At 34.9% G+C, this 17,382-nt stretch carries 18 protein-coding genes; 10 read left to right on the plus strand and 8 right to left on the minus strand.

What is annotated here, in order from left to right; all coding sequences use genetic code 11:
* Positions 1–86 precede the first annotated feature (86 nt).
* The 5 genes from LF20184_RS11580 (at position 87) to LF20184_RS11610 (ending at position 4,189) form a co-directional block, all read left to right on the plus strand.
* On the plus strand, positions 87–371 hold the full coding sequence (locus LF20184_RS11580) for a hypothetical protein (RefSeq protein WP_010018228.1): 285 nt from the start codon (positions 87–89) through the stop codon (positions 369–371).
* Positions 372–1,795: 1,424 nt separating this feature from the next.
* The gene (locus LF20184_RS12805) at positions 1,796–2,599 is read left to right on the plus strand and encodes a GHKL domain-containing protein (RefSeq protein ID WP_157769895.1); all 804 of its coding nucleotides are present in this window, start codon (positions 1,796–1,798) and stop codon (positions 2,597–2,599) included.
* A gap of 9 nt (positions 2,600–2,608) precedes the next feature.
* The gene (locus LF20184_RS11600; RefSeq protein ID WP_010018223.1) at positions 2,609–3,364 is read left to right on the plus strand and encodes a response regulator transcription factor; all 756 of its coding nucleotides are present in this window, start codon (positions 2,609–2,611) and stop codon (positions 3,362–3,364) included.
* A gap of 175 nt (positions 3,365–3,539) precedes the next feature.
* A complete protein-coding gene (locus tag LF20184_RS11605) occupies positions 3,540–3,833 on the plus strand; it encodes a hypothetical protein (RefSeq protein ID WP_010018222.1) in 294 nt (97 codons plus the stop codon).
* Positions 3,834–3,853: 20 nt separating this feature from the next.
* Entirely contained in the window at positions 3,854–4,189 is a 336-nt protein-coding gene (locus LF20184_RS11610) for a hypothetical protein (RefSeq protein ID WP_056945161.1), read from the plus strand.
* A 58-nt stretch (positions 4,190–4,247) separates the two neighbouring features.
* Here LF20184_RS11610 and LF20184_RS11615 read toward each other — a convergent pair whose 3' ends face one another.
* Positions 4,248–4,715 (minus strand): hypothetical protein, encoded by a 468-nt coding sequence (locus LF20184_RS11615; protein WP_010018220.1) that lies wholly within the window; start codon positions 4,713–4,715, stop codon positions 4,248–4,250.
* A gap of 319 nt (positions 4,716–5,034) precedes the next feature.
* Between LF20184_RS11615 and LF20184_RS11620 the strand changes: the two genes are divergently transcribed.
* The 3 genes from LF20184_RS11620 to LF20184_RS11630 all read left to right on the plus strand — a co-directional run bounded on the left by LF20184_RS11620 (position 5,035) and on the right by LF20184_RS11630 (position 7,675).
* A complete protein-coding gene (locus LF20184_RS11620) occupies positions 5,035–6,399 on the plus strand; it encodes an Nramp family divalent metal transporter (RefSeq protein WP_010018218.1) in 1,365 nt (454 codons plus the stop codon).
* A gap of 95 nt (positions 6,400–6,494) precedes the next feature.
* Positions 6,495–6,641 (plus strand): hypothetical protein, encoded by a 147-nt coding sequence (locus LF20184_RS11625; RefSeq protein ID WP_010018216.1) that lies wholly within the window; start codon positions 6,495–6,497, stop codon positions 6,639–6,641.
* 281 nt (positions 6,642–6,922) lie between these two features.
* Positions 6,923–7,675 (plus strand): MeeY/MeeF family manganese export membrane protein, encoded by a 753-nt coding sequence (locus LF20184_RS11630; protein WP_035181790.1) that lies wholly within the window; start codon positions 6,923–6,925, stop codon positions 7,673–7,675.
* 14 nt (positions 7,676–7,689) lie between these two features.
* Here LF20184_RS11630 and LF20184_RS11635 read toward each other — a convergent pair whose 3' ends face one another.
* The 4 genes from LF20184_RS11635 to LF20184_RS11650 all read right to left on the minus strand — a co-directional run bounded on the left by LF20184_RS11635 (position 7,690) and on the right by LF20184_RS11650 (position 12,013).
* Positions 7,690–9,093 (minus strand): APC family permease, encoded by a 1,404-nt coding sequence (locus LF20184_RS11635; protein ID WP_010018214.1) that lies wholly within the window; start codon positions 9,091–9,093, stop codon positions 7,690–7,692.
* Positions 9,094–9,246: 153 nt separating this feature from the next.
* Positions 9,247–10,653: an APC family permease gene (locus LF20184_RS11640; RefSeq protein ID WP_010018213.1), complete on the minus strand. Its 1,407-nt coding sequence runs from the start codon at positions 10,651–10,653 to the stop codon at positions 9,247–9,249.
* Between the two features lie 130 nt (positions 10,654–10,783).
* Positions 10,784–11,626, minus strand: coding sequence for a helix-turn-helix transcriptional regulator (locus tag LF20184_RS11645; protein ID WP_081454065.1), 843 nt, complete (start codon positions 11,624–11,626; stop codon positions 10,784–10,786).
* Between the two features lie 27 nt (positions 11,627–11,653).
* Positions 11,654–12,013 (minus strand): DUF488 domain-containing protein, encoded by a 360-nt coding sequence (locus tag LF20184_RS11650; RefSeq protein WP_010018211.1) that lies wholly within the window; start codon positions 12,011–12,013, stop codon positions 11,654–11,656.
* Positions 12,014–12,182: 169 nt separating this feature from the next.
* Between LF20184_RS11650 and LF20184_RS11655 the strand changes: the two genes are divergently transcribed.
* Positions 12,183–12,620, plus strand: coding sequence for an Hsp20/alpha crystallin family protein (locus LF20184_RS11655; RefSeq protein ID WP_010018210.1), 438 nt, complete (start codon positions 12,183–12,185; stop codon positions 12,618–12,620).
* A 649-nt stretch (positions 12,621–13,269) separates the two neighbouring features.
* On the opposite strand, the gene LF20184_RS11660 is transcribed toward LF20184_RS11655, so the two are convergent.
* The 3 genes from LF20184_RS11660 to LF20184_RS11670 form a co-directional block, all read right to left on the minus strand.
* Complete coding sequence (locus LF20184_RS11660; protein WP_010018208.1) at positions 13,270–14,223, minus strand: LacI family DNA-binding transcriptional regulator; 954 nt, start codon at positions 14,221–14,223, stop codon at positions 13,270–13,272.
* Positions 14,224–14,462: 239 nt separating this feature from the next.
* A complete protein-coding gene (gene ubiE, locus LF20184_RS11665; protein WP_010018206.1) occupies positions 14,463–15,167 on the minus strand; it encodes a bifunctional demethylmenaquinone methyltransferase/2-methoxy-6-polyprenyl-1,4-benzoquinol methylase UbiE in 705 nt (234 codons plus the stop codon).
* A 10-nt stretch (positions 15,168–15,177) separates the two neighbouring features.
* Positions 15,178–15,786, minus strand: a complete 609-nt coding sequence (locus LF20184_RS11670) for a histidine phosphatase family protein (RefSeq protein WP_010018205.1) — start codon at positions 15,784–15,786, stop codon at positions 15,178–15,180.
* A gap of 204 nt (positions 15,787–15,990) precedes the next feature.
* On the opposite strand from LF20184_RS11670, the gene LF20184_RS11675 reads away from it, so the two are divergent.
* Complete coding sequence (locus LF20184_RS11675) at positions 15,991–17,340, plus strand: solute carrier family 23 protein (protein WP_050783066.1); 1,350 nt, start codon at positions 15,991–15,993, stop codon at positions 17,338–17,340.
* Positions 17,341–17,382 lie beyond the last annotated feature (42 nt).

Here is a 17,382-nt window from a genome sequence, read left to right on the forward strand (position 1 = left end):
ATATTTTGTTACCGCTTACTTTCTTGATGCTATACTAATCTTATAGAAATATTTATAGCTCTCAATCTAGAAAGGAACAACATACGATGGTAAACAAAACAGAAGTTGTCAATACTATGCAGGCCTTAGTTTCAGAATTGCAGAAGAATCACGCACAGTCAGAAACAACTTCTTATGTCAGTGAGACACTACAAAAACTTAAAAAAAGCGATGGAGTAGCCTTTACCGGAAGTTTACAACTCTTCTTTAATCAAGCTAATATCGTAAAAATATCAGACAATATCCAACTTAATAAGGAGGAAAAAACACTTTGGCGTAAGCTGTTTGCTTTTAATTCTTTAGGGAACAATCTTTGGGGAGCCAGTCTATAATTAATAATATGGAGGTCAGGAATCATGGAAAGTATCTTTGGCGTTCTATTTGTACTTATCGGCATTTGGCAATTCTTCATCAGTATCAAATATTTAAACGTTCTGAAAACAGTTGGAAATAAGACCACATCAGGATTTTCTCCACTAGCCATCTACTTCTCCCTATTCATAGGTGTTGCTTTCTTAATCATAGGGATCTCTGCAGTATTCCATTTAATCTAATTTTTTGAATATGATAATCCTTCTATGGGTGTTAGGTGAATAATATAATTCATTTGATATCTTTAGAGGGATTTTTTAATCATTATTCAAAAATGATATAATTGATCCTGCATTTATTTACACAGAGTGAATCCAATCAAAAAAACAATATGTAACAAGGGGTTAATATGTTCAAACTTAAATCATTAAATATAAACAAAAAGTTCTATAAAAAACTGGGATTCTGGGTTGGATTATCCTTACTATACGAGACATTCGGATTATTTCATCATGATCAACTTTTTTCAATAACTGGATTATTAGACATCATATGTTTGGTATTAGGCTTGGGTGCTATTTACACGGCCTTAACGGAAAATGATGAGAAGCAAGTCAACACTAACCAAAACGTATAAAGACAGGATTGCTAACAAATAAGTGTTAGTGATCCTGTCTTTATATTTTACATAGGGGCAAATATTTGATACGACATATGTCCTGAATAAGTGCTTTTGATATCATGAATTGCCTAAAAATATGAATTTTCGATTTAGGATTCCATTCACCATTTTTGTGATATTCATTCAAAAAAACATTCAAAATCTGCAATACTTTAGCCATTATGAGATTTGAAGAAAATCATCAGAAGAAGGTATTTTTTTATTTTTCATAAATTGTAGGTAAAATATTATTTAGCATATTTTATGGAGATCAAACTCATGATAGAAATCAGCATCATTGGAACCATAATTGATGATTTTTTTACAGAATTAATATTCTTTTATGTCTTCATCAATATTTATTATTTGAAACGTAAGATAAATACAAAAAATGGATTGAAAATATTTTTGCTATTTGTGTATTCTCTTATCTTGGATTATTTTCTACCTAATTGGATGATTTTCACTCTTTTTATAGCCATGTATTTCTTACTCAATGAGAATCACCAGACAAATTATTACTTAATAAATTCAATTCTTCTAGGAGCCATATTAGAACTCTCGTTTTCAATAATCAGTTCTTCATTGATAGTGTATTTTAATAACATATTTACTATAAACAGTCTCTTACTTGTTCTAATAGACTCCGTAACCTGCTTTTTACTATCAACATTAGCCATATTACTCTACAGGTATTTTGGCTTTAGTACTTTAGTTAAAAAACAGAAATCACCTCAATTAACCTTTTTATTGTCATATTTATACATATCATTATTTTTATTCATGAACTTAATTCAACATTTTAGAGCATATAAGAAATTAATTGTCGGTGTAATATTGTTTTTAATAATACAGACACTATTAACAATTTTATATTCATCGGCTGAGATAAAAAAACAAAAAGAGAACTTAGAGAAAGAATCACTGATTAAGCAAATCGATAATCTAAAGTTATATACCAGCCAATTAGATACTGATCAAAAAAACATGCATAAGTTCAAACACGATTATAAAAATATACTTTTGAGTCTTGAAGAATTGGCCAAATCTGAAAATAATAACGAATTGAAAAAATCACTTGACGAATTAAATGGCTATTCAAACATTTATTTTGAAAACACACCTATGAACTTCTATAAAGATTTGGAGTACGTCTCTAATTCTTATATAAAGAGTCTATTGATCAGTAAATTCAAAACAATGAAAACACTTGATATCAAATATAGTTTTGAATGCAAATCGATTATCAAAAATATCGGCATGAACATATTTGATTTCATAAGATTATTAGGTATTTCAATCGATAATGCCATAGAAGAAGTCGAGGATAATCCAAATGGAAATATCAAAATAGCAATAATTAATGATGATAAAACCACTTTATTTTCCATCGAGAATACTCTTGTACACTCTAAGTCACCCACTATCCAAAATATGCGCAAGGCAGGATTTTCCACCAAAAAAAATCATGCCGGGCTTGGCATGATAAATATTCAAGATATAAGCAAAAAATATCCAAATTTATTTATTAATTATCATAAGGATGAAAAAATATTTAATATTCAAATTGTCCTTACTAAAAATTAGGAGATTATTATGAGTTATCCAATAGTTATATGTGAGGACAATCCCACTCAACTCAAAAATATCAAAATAATACTTGAAAGTTATATTATGTTTCATGACGATCCTTTAGAACTGAAATTAGCTGCTTTAAATCCTAATGAAGTAATTAATTACTTATCCGAAAAGCCATTATCCCATGGGATTTATTTTCTCGACATTGATTTAGGAACAAATATAAATGGAATTGACTTAGCTAAAAAGATAAGAAAAATGGATGTTCAAGCCAATATTATTTTTACTACAACCCATGACGAAATGGCACCAGTTACTCTAAAAAATAAAGTTGGAGCTATAGATTTTATTGAAAAGGACCAAAGCATTGAAGATTATCGGGATAAATTATACGATGCTCTAAAATATGCAGAAAATATAACAAACAAAACTATGGAAAAAGAGAATTCTAATTTTACTTTTGAAATCGGTAATCAGATATATAACTTTGATCAATCTGAAATTGTCCTCATCGAGACCTCAAGTGTTCCCCATCGATTAACGTTAGAAACAATCAATGGCAATTATGAGTTTTACAACAAAATAAGTGATTTAGAAAAAGAATATCCTTTTCTTTTAAAGCTCAACAGATCATGCCTAATAAATCCTAACAATATCAGAAATGCCAACTTCACTACTAGACTCATTACATTCAAAAACGATTCAGCCAAAAAGTTTCCAATAGGTAAATCAAGAAAACTTAAATCTGAAATCAAGAAAATCCTTCAACACTAAGCGGTTTAAAGTTACTTTTGCAATTAATTTAGAGGGCCAAAAGTAAAATGTTTTTCAATCTCCAAGACTATAAGAACTGCCATTCAGGATATTTTCACTTACCATCTATTCAATTATGTTTAAATTAACTTATATACTTATAGCCATTCAACATAATCTCTTGGAGGTATCAATTATGAAAGACGATGACAAAGCAAAAATTATTAATGCCGTTACTAACTTGAGTACTGCCCTAAAGAAATATCATCCTAATACTGAAACCTGTAACTATGTCGAAATGACTTTAACAGAACTGAAGAAAAAAGATGGAAAAGCATTCACTGGTGCATTTCTTTACTTTCTTACTAAGGCTTCAATGTTAAGAACCTCTGAAAATGTCAGCCTTAACGATACTGAATCAAAATTGTGGCACAAAATGTCTGCTTTGAAAAACTTAGGAAACGACTTTTTCTTTGGAATGGGTCTTTAATCAACTATAGGAGGAATAACATGCGTGAAGAACTTTCTAATATGGTAGAAATAGCTTATCGACAAGTAACAAACCCAAAATATAATGAAACCAGAATAGAATTATCGCATCTTCACAAAGAATTAAATGATGGTGAAGATAGCAACAAAATTATGTTTGAACTGAGAAAATCATTATTACAAGCTGATCCATCGTTGAATCTAAAAAATCGCATTTCCGGATTACCACTTGAATATCGTAATCTGTTTCATTTTATAGATTCAAAATTAAAAAAAATTGATGCAAAAATATTGGATAAATACTATCAATATGGATTTATCCCTTTGAAATTTGGAAGTACCATTAAATATCCTTAACAAAAAAATGAGATGACAAACTCCAGTAATCGGAATCGTCATCTCATTTTCATTTTGCTTATATTTGTCCAACTTCCACAGAAACTTCATTAGACAACTTTTTATCAAGATACTTTTGCATTTCTTTATAGGAAATATTAAAGTTCATTTCCACTTGTTGGGGTCTTTTTGTATTGAAAATCACTGCTACTTTAGGTTTACGACCTTGAATCTCAATTGGAATCAAAGTTACGTGAACGACGGAAGCATAATCGAGCACACCTGAATAAAAGCCATTGAGAACAATTTTCTTTTCTCCGACTCCACCGACACCATTCATAATATTCAACAACATGAACAAGGCAACCATGATGATGTAAGATAATTGACCAGTTGGTGAAACTAGTAACCATGCACCGATAAAGGCTGCGAAAATCAATGATGAAATTTTATAAATTGATCTAATTTCAATCTGTGACTGCCAATAAACATTGAAAACGGCACCGACGAAAAAGATCACATCAACTATTAGTAGTATTACACTCATTTAAATTTATCCCTTTTCTAGTAATTATAATCAAGTATATTTTATTTTCAAAATCTATCACTTATATTGTATCGTACTCAGTCATTAAATACATGAAGATGAATTGATAGTTTCAGAAAAATGTAATCATTTGCATTGATTTATTTGTTAAAATAACCAATCTGGCATAAAAATATTCATGCCAATTTATCAAAAAAATGCAATTATGACGGCTTTTTGGCGATTATTTTTAGGGATACTTAATTATTTTATTTAGACCCTTTAATGTTGCTCTCTAACATGATATTATATCTTGAGATTGAAAAAGGGGGATATACGCTTGAGTGAAAAAAATAAAAAACACGAAAGCCTAATTCATTATGCTAACGGCCCTTCCTTGGAAGAAATTAATGACACCGTTGAGGTTCCAACTGATGCGGGTTTCTTTAAAACCCTATTAGCATACAGTGGTCCTGGTGCCTTAGTTGCCGTGGGTTACATGGATCCAGGTAACTGGGTAACATCTATTGCTGGTGGTGCTCAATTTAAGTACAAATTACTATCTGTTATCTTGATTTCTAGTTTGATTGCGATGCTTCTGCAATACATGGCGGCTAAACTAGGCATTGTGACCGGAAGAGATTTGGCTCAATTAACTAGAGATAGAACTTCTAAAGTTGGTGGTTTTATTCTTTGGATCATCACTGAATTAGCTATCATGGCGACTGATATCGCTGAAATTATCGGTTCGGCCATCGCGCTGAAATTGCTTTTCAACATACCTGTGCTCTGGGGTGTTATTATTACCGCATTCGATGTTTTACTTCTATTAGTCTTGATGAAACTTGGCTTTAGAAAGATCGAAGCTATCGTTGCAGCTTTAATTATGGTTATTCTATTCGTTTTCCTATACGAAGTTATCTTGGCACGTCCAGATATGGGACAAATGGTAGTCGGATTCGTTCCCAACCCACAAATTCTACAAAATCAAAGTATGCTTTACATTTCTCTTGGTATCGTTGGTGCGACAGTTATGCCACATAATTTGTACTTGCATTCTTCAATTTCACAAGCGAGAAAATACGACCGTGAAGACCCTAAGAGTGTTCATCAAGCCGTTCGTTTCTCAACTTGGGATTCAAATATTCAATTAACTTTGGCTTTCATCGTTAATACTTTACTATTACTTCTAGGTGCTGCTTTGTTCTATGGTACAAACAGTGACCTTGGACGTTTCGTTGACTTGTTCAATGCCTTGCAAGATCCAAAAGTTGCCGGCGCTGTTGCTAGTCCTGTCTTGAGTATTTTGTTCGCAATTGCCCTATTGGCATCAGGTCAAAACTCAACAATTACTGGTACTTTGTCTGGTCAAATCGTTATGGAAGGTTTCGTCCACATGAAGATGAAACTTTGGGCAAGACGTGTAATTACTCGTTTGATGTCAATCATCCCAGTTATTACTTTTGCTATTATTTATAACGGTAACGAAGCAAAAATCGAATCACTTTTGACATTCTCACAAGTATTCTTGAGTGTCGCATTACCATTCTCAATTTTCCCATTGATCAAATTTACAAGTAACAAAGAATTGATGGGCGAATTCGCTAATAACAAACTAATCGAGTACATCGGTTACTTTATCGCTGTAGTATTGACTATTTTAAATATTTGGTTGATCTACACTACATTCGTACCTGCAACTTAATTTTATAAGTCCCGATAGAATTCACTTCGATGAGTTCTGTTAGGGCTTTTTATTTATATTTATACCTGATACGTAAATAAGAAGGGAGTCTTTCTATGCCAAAGAAAACCTCACTAGATTATGCAATCATCCATGATAAATTAATCGAAATGCATATTTTGCCTGATAATCCCATTGTCAAGCCTACTGATGACTACTGGAATAGCTTTAAACCAAAAAATAATGAAAAAAATAAAAGCTGAATCTAGTCGGGAGCAAAATCTCTGTGATGGCTCAGCCGGCAAATTCTTAGCGATTTATCGCTTAGAATAAGACCCAGCTTTGAAATGCTGCGCACTTGGTTTATGCAGTAGTTCAAAGTGGCGTCGCCAGCGTTCCAGCCAATCACAGAAATTTTGCGGACGACGGCATATTTCATCCTCCCCCCAATTATTAATTTGTTATTTACAGTAAATATCTGGTATGCTTTACACAACAAAAACAATATGAAAGCAAGGAATATTGATTGAATGCACTAGTTAATATGTACGGCCCATTCTTCGATCTTCACAACTGGGCAACTGTGATCGAATCAGGTGAAGACTGGTTAATTATCCTCTCACTAGTAGTGATGGAATGTATCTTATCCGTTGATAATGCGGTAGTTTTAGCTGCCCAAACTCAATCGCTGCCAAATAAAGTTGAACAAGAAAAATCCCTTTTCTACGGATTATTCGGTGCCTACATTTTTAGATTTTTAGTTATCGGTGTCGGTGTCTACTTAATTAACTTCTGGTGGATCAAAGTTTTCGGTGCTGCTTACCTATTCTACTTGTTCTTAAAGCACTTCTTCTTCACTAATAAAAAGAAAGTTGAAGCTCCGACAGAACCCAAAAAGAAAAACAAACTCGAGAAGCATCTCCACATCTCTAGATTCTGGCAAGTTGTTATCTCAATTGAATTAATGGATATCGTCTTCTCAATTGACTCAGTTTTGGCTTCACTAGCTGTTTCTAGCAACCCAGTTATCGTCTTGATTGGTGGTATGATTGGTATCTTAGCCATGAGAGGTATCGCCGAATTGATTATGGGCTTGATGAGTAAGATTCCAGAATTAAACGGTATGGCCTACTTCTTGATCTTGTTTATTTCTATCAAGTTGTTCTTATCAATTCCCGCTATCGACATTGAGGTTCCAAACTTAGTCTTCGTTGGTGTCTTAGTCGGTGCCATCATTGTTACCTTGATAATTCACATGATCAACAATCAAAAGGCTCCTAAGAGTAAGAAAAAATAACTTCCAATCGGAGGTTATTTTTTTTGCAATTTAGAATGTTTCAAACCATAAGTAAGGTACACTATCACACCAATTATCAGCCAAATAACTACAGTGATTTTTGATAACTTTGGCAACATTATCAAGAAATACAAACTAGCTAATCCGGCTAGAACTGGCAAAACAGGATAAAGTGGCATCTTATAGCCATCTTTGTTAGGGATATCTTTACGATGGCGCAAAGGAATAATTCCAAATGATATGAAGGTAAAAGCCAACAAGGTTCCGGCATTGATCAACGAAGTCAATTCAGTCAATGGTACTAAACCAGCGAAAAAGGCTTGCACGACTGTAGCAACGATAATCGCATTCTTTGGCACGGCGTATTTCATATCGACTTCGCCCATCTTGCTTGGCAATAAACCGTCACGTCCTAGAGCATAAACTAATCTAGACCCACCGAAGAACAGAGTCACTAAAGCGGTAAAGATTCCGACCAGAGCGCCTATAGTTATCAATTTATTCCAAGTATTTAGATGAATAACTTTCAACGCATACGCTGCCGGATCATCGACGTTTAGTTGTTTATAGTTAACGATTCCGGTCAAAACTAATGAGAATGCCACGTACAAAATAATGGCGATAAAGACTGTACCTAAGATTCCTTTGGCAACGTCTTTTTTAGGATTGATGGTTTCTGCTGAATTAGAAGCTAAAGCATCAAATCCGATGAAAGCAAAGAAAACCGTCGCTGCTGAAGTTGATAGGCCACCTAATCCAAAGGGAGAAGTACGAAATTCTTGTGGATAGAATGGAACGTAATTTTTAGTTTTGATGTACAACGCTCCAACCAAAATAAATAAAACAATAATTGTGACTTTGATAACAACCGCAACATTTTCGACTTTTTTCGAGAGACTAGTTCCGTGAGCAATCACAAAGGCAATTATCAAAACGATCAAAACGGCTGAGAGGTTGATTCCCCCACCTTCTAGTGGACCTGCGGATAAAAACTTAGGCAGATGAATTCCGAAAGCTCCGAGGATATTGTTATTAAAATACGATGCAAATCCGACTGATTGAGCGGATACCGACAAGAAATACTCCAAAATCAAGGCCCAACCGAGAATCCAACCGATTCCTTCACCATAAATGACGGAACCATACGAATACGCTGATCCAGCCACTGGCATAGCGGCCGCAAATTCTGCATAAGCCATCCCGACAACTCCGGCTACGATACCTGAAATCAAGAAAGCAATGGCAACTGCCGGTCCCGCATGTAATGCTGCTTCGTGTCCTGGCAAAATAAAAATACCAGTTCCGATAATGGCCCCAATTCCTAATGCTAATAAGTCTTTCGCTGTTAAACTTTTGGTCAGTCTAGCATCTACTTTTAAATAATTATCTACTGATTGTTTTTTAAAAATATCCTTCACAAAAATTCTTCCTCTCGAAAGCAACTAATTAAGTAAAAATTCTACTACAATGTTTTTGTTAAAAAAAGAGTTTTTCTAATAAAAAGTGTATTTCTCTAATATTCATTTTCAAAAAATAACCGATAGAATAAGCTTCTATCGGTTATCTTCTAATTAATGTGATTTATTTTGTAATTTTGAATGTTTTAATCCGTAAACGAAATAGACAATAATTCCAATAGTGATCCAAAGACCAACACTGATTTTAGAAATCGTTGGCAACATGAATAAGAAATAGATACTGGCAAGTCCGGCAAAGATTGGCAAGACTGGATACCAAGGCATCTTGAACCCGTCATTGGGAATATCTTTTCTTCTTCGCAAGGGGATTATTCCAAACGATATGAAGACAAAGGCCAACAAAGTTCCGGCATTGATCAAGGAAGTCAACTCCGTCAATGGTACTAATCCAGCAAAGAAAGCCTGAACGACCATTGCCAATAGAACAGCATTTCTAGGCACAGAGAATTTTTCATCAACTTCACCCATCTTTTCTGGCAACAAACCGTCACGTCCTAAGGCATAAACCAAACGTGAGCCACCAAAGAACATCGTTAATAATGACGTGAAAATTCCCACTAAAGCGCCAATAGTAATCAATTTATTCCAAGTATCCAAGTGAACTACTTTCAAAGCATAGGCAGCCGGATCATCAACGTTTAATTCTTTATAATTGACCACTCCAGTTAAGACAAAGGAGAAACCAACGTACAAAATAACTGCCACGACCACGGTACCTAAAACCCCACGAACGACATCTTTTTTGGGATTGATAGTTTCTGCAGAATTGGCTGCTAAAGCATCGAAACCAACGAAGGCAAAGAAGACTGTCGCTGTAGCAGTGGAAATTCCACCCATTCCAAATGGTTCAGTGTGGAACTGTTTAGGATAGAATGGTACGTAATTCTTAGTATTGATATAAAAAGCTCCAACGATGATGAACAAAATAATAATCGCTACTTTGATCAATACCGCCACGTTCTCGACTTTTTTCGACAAACTAGCACCTTGCAGGATAATGAACGCTATCAACAAAACAATCAAAGTCGCTGAAATATTAATAACTCCACCTTCCAAAGGTCCAGCCGCTAAGAACTTTGGCATGTGAACCCCAAAGGCTCCTAAGATATTGTTGTTGAAATACGAAGCAAATCCAACTGCTTCAGCAGAAACTGTCAAGAAATACTCCAAAATCAAAGCCCAGCCAAGAATCCAGCCAATAATTTCGCCATAAATGACCGCTCCAAACGAATACGCTGATCCGGCTACTGGCATAGCTGATGAAAATTCCGCATACGCCATCCCGACGAACCCGGAAACAATCGCCGCAATCAAAAACGCAACTGTAACTGCCGGTCCAGCGTGTAACGCCGCTTCATGTCCCGGCAAAATAAAGATACCTGTACCAATAACCGCTCCGATACCGAGTGACAATAAATCCCTTGCACCAAGAGTCTTGGTAAGTCTAGAATCAGCTTTTAAATATGTTGCTACCGATTCCTTTTTAAAGACATTTTTCATGAAAATTTACCCCTTAATTTGCGTAAAATGAATTACACTAAGCTTAAATCTTACTACAATATTTTTAATAAAAAAAGGCAATCTTCTCTTGTATTTAAGAAGATTACCTCAATTTTTTTTAATAATTATTCTAATTATTACCCTCGGTACGATATTTCGTTGGTGCCACCCCAGTATATTTCTTAAAGGTTTGACTAAAATAGCTCAATCTAGTGAAACCTAAGGAATCGGAAATATCATTGATACTCTTATCGGATTCTTTTAATAAGAGCATAGCTTTTTGAATCTTACGTGCATTCAAGTAGACTGAAAAGCTCAATCCCGTCTCTCGCTTAAACAGTTTACTAAAATAATAATCTGATAGATAAACCTTACTTGAAACTTGATCCAACGTTAATCTTTTATCTAAGTTACTATCAATATACTCTATTGCAGAAATAATGGAAGCATTTGACGTCGACATCGTCTTGATTTGTTGCAAAGCTTTGCCGTCGCTGTCGTCTAAATCATCTATAGCATCATTGACATCTAAAGCATATTTAATAATAAAGTCATCGATGCCACGATTTTCAATAATTAGCTTGGATATTCCTTCAACCATACAACGCAAGTAGACCACCTGATCATTCAATTTCTGCATTAAATCCAATCGCTTGGGACTAGCTTCAGGTGTATCCTTAGCCACGCAAATCTTGCCGACTCTTTGGTTTAATTGTGAAATCCGAATTGGCGAATCAGCGTATTCAATATGATACTTGTATTTATTAACACTTAATTTGGATAAATCCGCTTTTTTATCTTTTCGGATCAATAAAGCGCTTTCTGAAAGCTCGCCAAAAATGCCTGCTTGCAAGTGGTCATCATTCCCCAGAACAAAAACCGCTATGTCATTAGTTTGAGCATATGACTGCAGCAGGCGTATTATTAATTTTTCATTGCTAGATAATAAAGACTGTAAATCGAACTCTTCCATTTCGTTAGCTACCCTCATTTACAATATTTAAATTTTTTTATTTAGATATTCCATGAGAACTACCGCATTATTATGTTCTTCGTCTTTAGCACTGTATAGAATCAAAACATCTTGTTTTTGCAAAGCTGACTTGATTTCCGCTAGGAATTCAGGTGTATAGGGATTCTGATCAATTTCCTCCAAGTATCTTTTCTTGAATTCAGTATATTTTTCAGGATCGTGTCCAAACCATTTTCTCAATTCTGCTGACGGGGCAATCTGCTTTGCCCAAAGATCAAGTTTGGCTCTGACCTTAGACATTCCACGTGGCCATAGACGATCAATTAAAATTCGATAGCCTTCTGGTAATTCCTTGTCGTAGATACGTTTCAAAATTAGTTTAGTCATTTAACTAACCCTCTTTTTTTCATGTTAATTATATCACATAAAATAATTTATTATTTATAGAACTTTTTCTAATTTTAGCACTCGGCAATCTAGAGTGCTAAATTCTTGAATCTTCACCTAAATCGGTCTTACAATGTATTTGTAATGAAGGGAAAGGAAGTAACACAGTATGACAAATGAAATTATGGATCGTAACAATTTAATGAGAAATTGGTTCAACAATGATTCTTGGATGAACAATTTTCCATCCATATTTGACAACAATTTCCCAGAAGATTCAACATTGAAGACTGATATTAAAGAAACCGATAAAAACTACGAGGTTCATGTAGATATGCCTGATTTTGATAAGAAAGATATCGACATCAATTATGAAAATGACGTACTAACAATCAGTGGTCATCGTGATAGCTTTAACGACCACAACGATAAGAACGGCGACATGATTATGAGTGAACGTTCAAGTGGCCGTTACATGAGACAATATCACTTGCCAGCAGTTGATTCAAAGAGTATCAAAGCTACTTATGACAAGGGTGTTCTAGAAGTTGACCTTCCAAAATTGGAAAAGAAAGTTGAATCAGGACATCACATTGATATTGACTAATGTTTTCTAAAATATCAATTTAACTTCGACTTTTCAGTGGAGTCTGACTTACCGAGTTTGGTTCGGCACGGTCGGACTTCTTTTTTTATTGTAGCATTCCGTCCTCCATAGCAAAGAAATAAAGAATAAAACCAGGATCTAGTCTGGAGCACAATTTCAATTATACCTTCACAATTTCTTCACATTTTATAAATACATTTTTCATATTAATAAAGTACTATATAACTTGTAGATGAGAGATGTAATAAATCCCTTTTCTCACCCCCTATAACATATATATATTTAATCCCCTAATTTAAAAAACACCTTTCCCCGAGGTGTTTTTTTATGTATTTTAGGTATCTGCTAGTAGTAGTTATACATAAAATAAGCTATACTGATATATGCAGAGTGGTATTTTTCTACTCTCATGGGATGTAGTATTCATTTACTACAAAAGGACTTAAGAATTTATAAAATTAAAAGAGACTTATCTATAAACAGGGCTATCCATGATTTACGTAATAAAGAATATTTAAACTATTTTCTGATAAGCCTGTAACAAATCAAAAATTGATAAAAGATGACTATACTTTTATCTTCCCCCCTATAACAAAAAAATCCCCTAAAAAGGGCATCCTTTCTGATTAAGGATGCCCTTTTTGCTTGTTTATTTTTCTTTTAATGATCCACGTAAAATCAATTCTGAAGGAATCATCTTCTTCACAACATCTTTTTCAAAGATAGACCAAAAAGCATATTCACCAATTTCAGTCAATTTATGATCAACTGTTGAAAAATCCATCAAACGACTGTAATCCAAATCTTCTTGACCGATAACTGGAATTCTTTTCTTCATCTTAATTAATTGTTGAATTACTCCAGCTGCAACTTGATCGCTATTAGCAAAAATCACTTGTAAGTCAGGATCTTGCTCTAATAAATATTGGGCACCGAGATTGCCGCCTTTGAAATCTTTGGCTTTATTGTAGACGTGGTCTTGATCGATTTTCTTATCAAAAACTTGGTGGTAAGCGTGTTTAATTAATTTAGTCGACTGGCTTGAAGATTCTTTACGACTGACTGTAACGCCGATATGGTCAAAATTATGTTGTTGCAAAACTTCGAAAACATCAATAAATGACTGGCCCCGATTCGTATAAGCGCAAGAAATTGGGTAATCAAAGGTATCTTCACAACAAGTGATAGGTCCATACTGTTTGTATTCGAGAATTTTTTCAAAAGAAATAGCTCGGGAAGTAAAAATAATCCCATCAAAAGCGTGGTGCTTTAGCATTTCCAAATATTTAATCTCATTTTCTTCGTTATAATCAGATGGCAATAAAATCACTTGATAGTCTTCCTTGAATGCTACTCGAGTGATCGCAGCGACTAGTTTTTGAAAATATGGGATATTAATGTATGGCAAAACAACCCCAACCGTATGCGTTTGACCAGTACTTAAAGCACGGGCAACATCGTTAGGGTGATAATCTAATTCTTCCATAGCATCAATAATCTCAGCTCTAGTTTTGGCAGCAACATAACCTCGATCATTGATAACTCGAGAAACTGTCGAAACAGAATGCTTGGAAAGTTTGGCAACATCTCTAATATTTGACATAAAGATCACTCCTGATTTGGATTGTTAGCTTGCTACATCATGATAAATGCAGCTTTTTTTATAAAAAAACTAATCTTCACATTTTCTTCACAATTTCAAAATATTTGGTTCACACTTATTAAGTATAGTATTAATTGTAGATGAGAGATACGAAATCTCATCTCATCCCCCCTATAACATATATATTTAATCCCCTAAAAATTAAAAGAACACCTTCCCCGGGTGTTCTTTTTTCGTGTCTATTTTCTTGCGGAATGAATCGCGGCAGCCTTCAACATTAAGTCAGAGACTTCAATATCGTCAAAACCTGTATCTTGCATCATCTGCGCTAGCTGTTTGATACTAACGAATTTATTAACTGAGTCGTCCAAATACTGATATTCCGACTTACTTTTAGCAAAAACCTTTCCCATTAAAGGCATCAAGTGATTGAAATAAACTTGCCAACCTAATTTGACGACTGGCGTTTGAACCTTAAAAGCTTCCAAACAGATCAATTGTCCATTTGGTTTCAAAACACGAAAGATCTCATGCAACACTTGATCAGCATCCGGTACATTACGCAAACCAAATCCAATCGTCACCACATCAAAACTCTTATCAGAAAAATTCAAATCCATGGCGTTGCCTGACATTAATTCAATATTAGTTAAATTCGAAGCCGCAACTTTTGTTTGGGCAATCTTTAACATTTCGGAACTAAAGTCTAAACCGACTACCTTGGCATGTGGATATTTTTGGGCCAACATTATCGTCCAATCGGCTGTCCCACAACAGAGATCAAGAATCATATCTGGTCCATTATCGATCTTTGCTGTAGCGATTTTACGCCATTTTTGATGAGTCCCTAAACTCATAATGGAATTTAGTTTGTCATAGTTGCCGGCTATATTATTGAAAGTCTTTTGAACATCTTTTTGGGGAACTTTATTAGTCAGACTCATAATTTACCTCTTAATCAAGATTATTAGCACGTCCATAATACATGAGATAACGCTTGCCACTGTTGGAAATCATGTATTTGGAAACTCCGGCATTAGCTGGTTGGATGATTTGTGAAATATCTTCGATTCCAGTAATTTCTTTCATGATAGCACGACTAACGAATCCATGACAAACGACCATGATTTTCTCGTCGCCTTTTTTGGCCATATCATTCAAAAAGTCATCTACTCGCTTATAAACGTGTTCAAATGGTTCGCAATTTTCAGCATAATCAGCATATTTAGGTGCTAAATAATGGTTTTCATCAAACGCATCAGGATATTTGGGCTCCAATTCAGTTGCTTTAACACCATCCCATGAACCGTAATCACCTTCACAAAGACGCTTATCCAATTTGATTTCGTGAACGCCTTGGTTCAAAATTTCGGCAGTTTGAGCGGCACGTTTTAGAGGACTTGAATAAATTTCATCAAAATCATTAATATCGATATTTTTTTCTAAAGTTTCAACCTGCTTGATACCATTGGCATTCAAGGGTTTATCAGTAGACATCCCGTTGATACGATTTTCATAATTAGTATCTGTTTCTCCATGTCTTACAATGTATAATTCGACCATAATATCTCCTTCTTGGTAGCGCTTAAAATTCTTCTTTTAGTATTTCATTATTGACTTTGCTTTGCAACTCAATTATAGTGAAAGCAATCAAATATAGTCCTTTAAATATTGGTCCCGTGAGGCTAATAAGGAAACACGTTCAGTCTTTTATTTCGCATACACGGGATAGAGGGCTATTTTTTTGCAAAAATACATTTAGGGGAGATGTTTCTTTTGGCTACAAATGATCAGCAGTACCGCAATCCAGACGCAGTCTTAGACGTCTACGAAAAGCCACCACTAAGCAGTTGGGCCTTTTTATCTTTACAGCACTTATTCTCAATGTTCGGTGCCACCGTTTTGGTACCGTTACTAGTTGGACTAGATCCTAGTATTGCCCTCTTTAGTTCTGGTGTCGGAACAATTATTCATATTTTGATTACTCATCGCAAGATTCCAGCTTACATGAGTTCTAGTTTCTCATTCATTGTGCCGATGGTTTCCTTAATGAAGACAGTTGGTTATGCCGGTGTCGCTCAAGGTACTATCGCCGTTGGTATGGTTTACTTGATTGTTTCATTGATCGTCGGTTTCGTTGGTTCCGATTGGATCGACAAAGCTTTGCCACCTATCGTCGTTGGACCAATCGTTATCGTCATTGGTATGTCAGTTGCTGGAAGTGCTGCTAACAACGCCATGATGAACGGTTCTCACTACGATTTAACTTACTTTGGTGTCGCTATGTTCACTTTATTCTTAACTGTTATTTTGAACATGGTTTTACGAGGATTTTGGAGTAATATTGCTATTCTTTTAGGTATCGTTGGGGGCTACATTCTAGCCGTTGCTTTAGGTATCGTTGATTTTTCAAAAGTTATTTCTACACCTTGGTTCAAATTACCTGCCTTTGATATTATGTTTGCTAACTACATGCCTAAGAAAATTTATTGGGGCGCTATCTTGAGTTTTGCACCAATTGCTTTCGTAACGATGGCGGAACACTTGGGACACATCATGGTGCTAGACGAATTGACTGGTCGTGACTTCTTCAAAGATCCCGGTCTTCACAAAACTCTAGCTGGTGATGGTACAGCTTCAATCGTTGCTGCCTTTCTAGGTGGTCCCCCTGTGACATCATACGGTGAAAACATTGGTGTCATGGCCGTTAATAAGATTTTCAGTGTTTACGTTGTTATCGGTGCTGCCGTCTTCGCTGCTTTGTTTGGATTCGTTGGTAAATTGAGTGCCTTGATCCAAACTATCCCTGGACCAGTTATCGGTGGTATCAGTTTCGTCTTATTCGGAGTTATTTCATCAAGTGGTTTGAGAATCTTAGTTGACAACAAAGTCGACTTCAACGAAAAACGTAATTTGATGATTGCTTCAGTTATCTTAGTTATCGGTATTGGTAATGCCTATTTACAAATCGGTAGTTTCCAATTTACCGGTGTTGGTGTAGCTACAGTTGTTGGTATTGTTTTGAACTTAATCTTGCCAAAGCACGCCTTGTCAGAACACTGGGACGATGACAAAGACAATTGGAAAAAGGATCAAAAGGCAAAAGGAAATGCTTAATTCCCATTACTAAAAAGCGACTCATATCTATTTTATAAGATA

Origin of the sequence: Companilactobacillus farciminis KCTC 3681 = DSM 20184 (assembly GCF_002706745.1) — a bacterium.
Classification (GTDB): Bacteria; Bacillota; Bacilli; order Lactobacillales; family Lactobacillaceae; genus Companilactobacillus; species Companilactobacillus farciminis.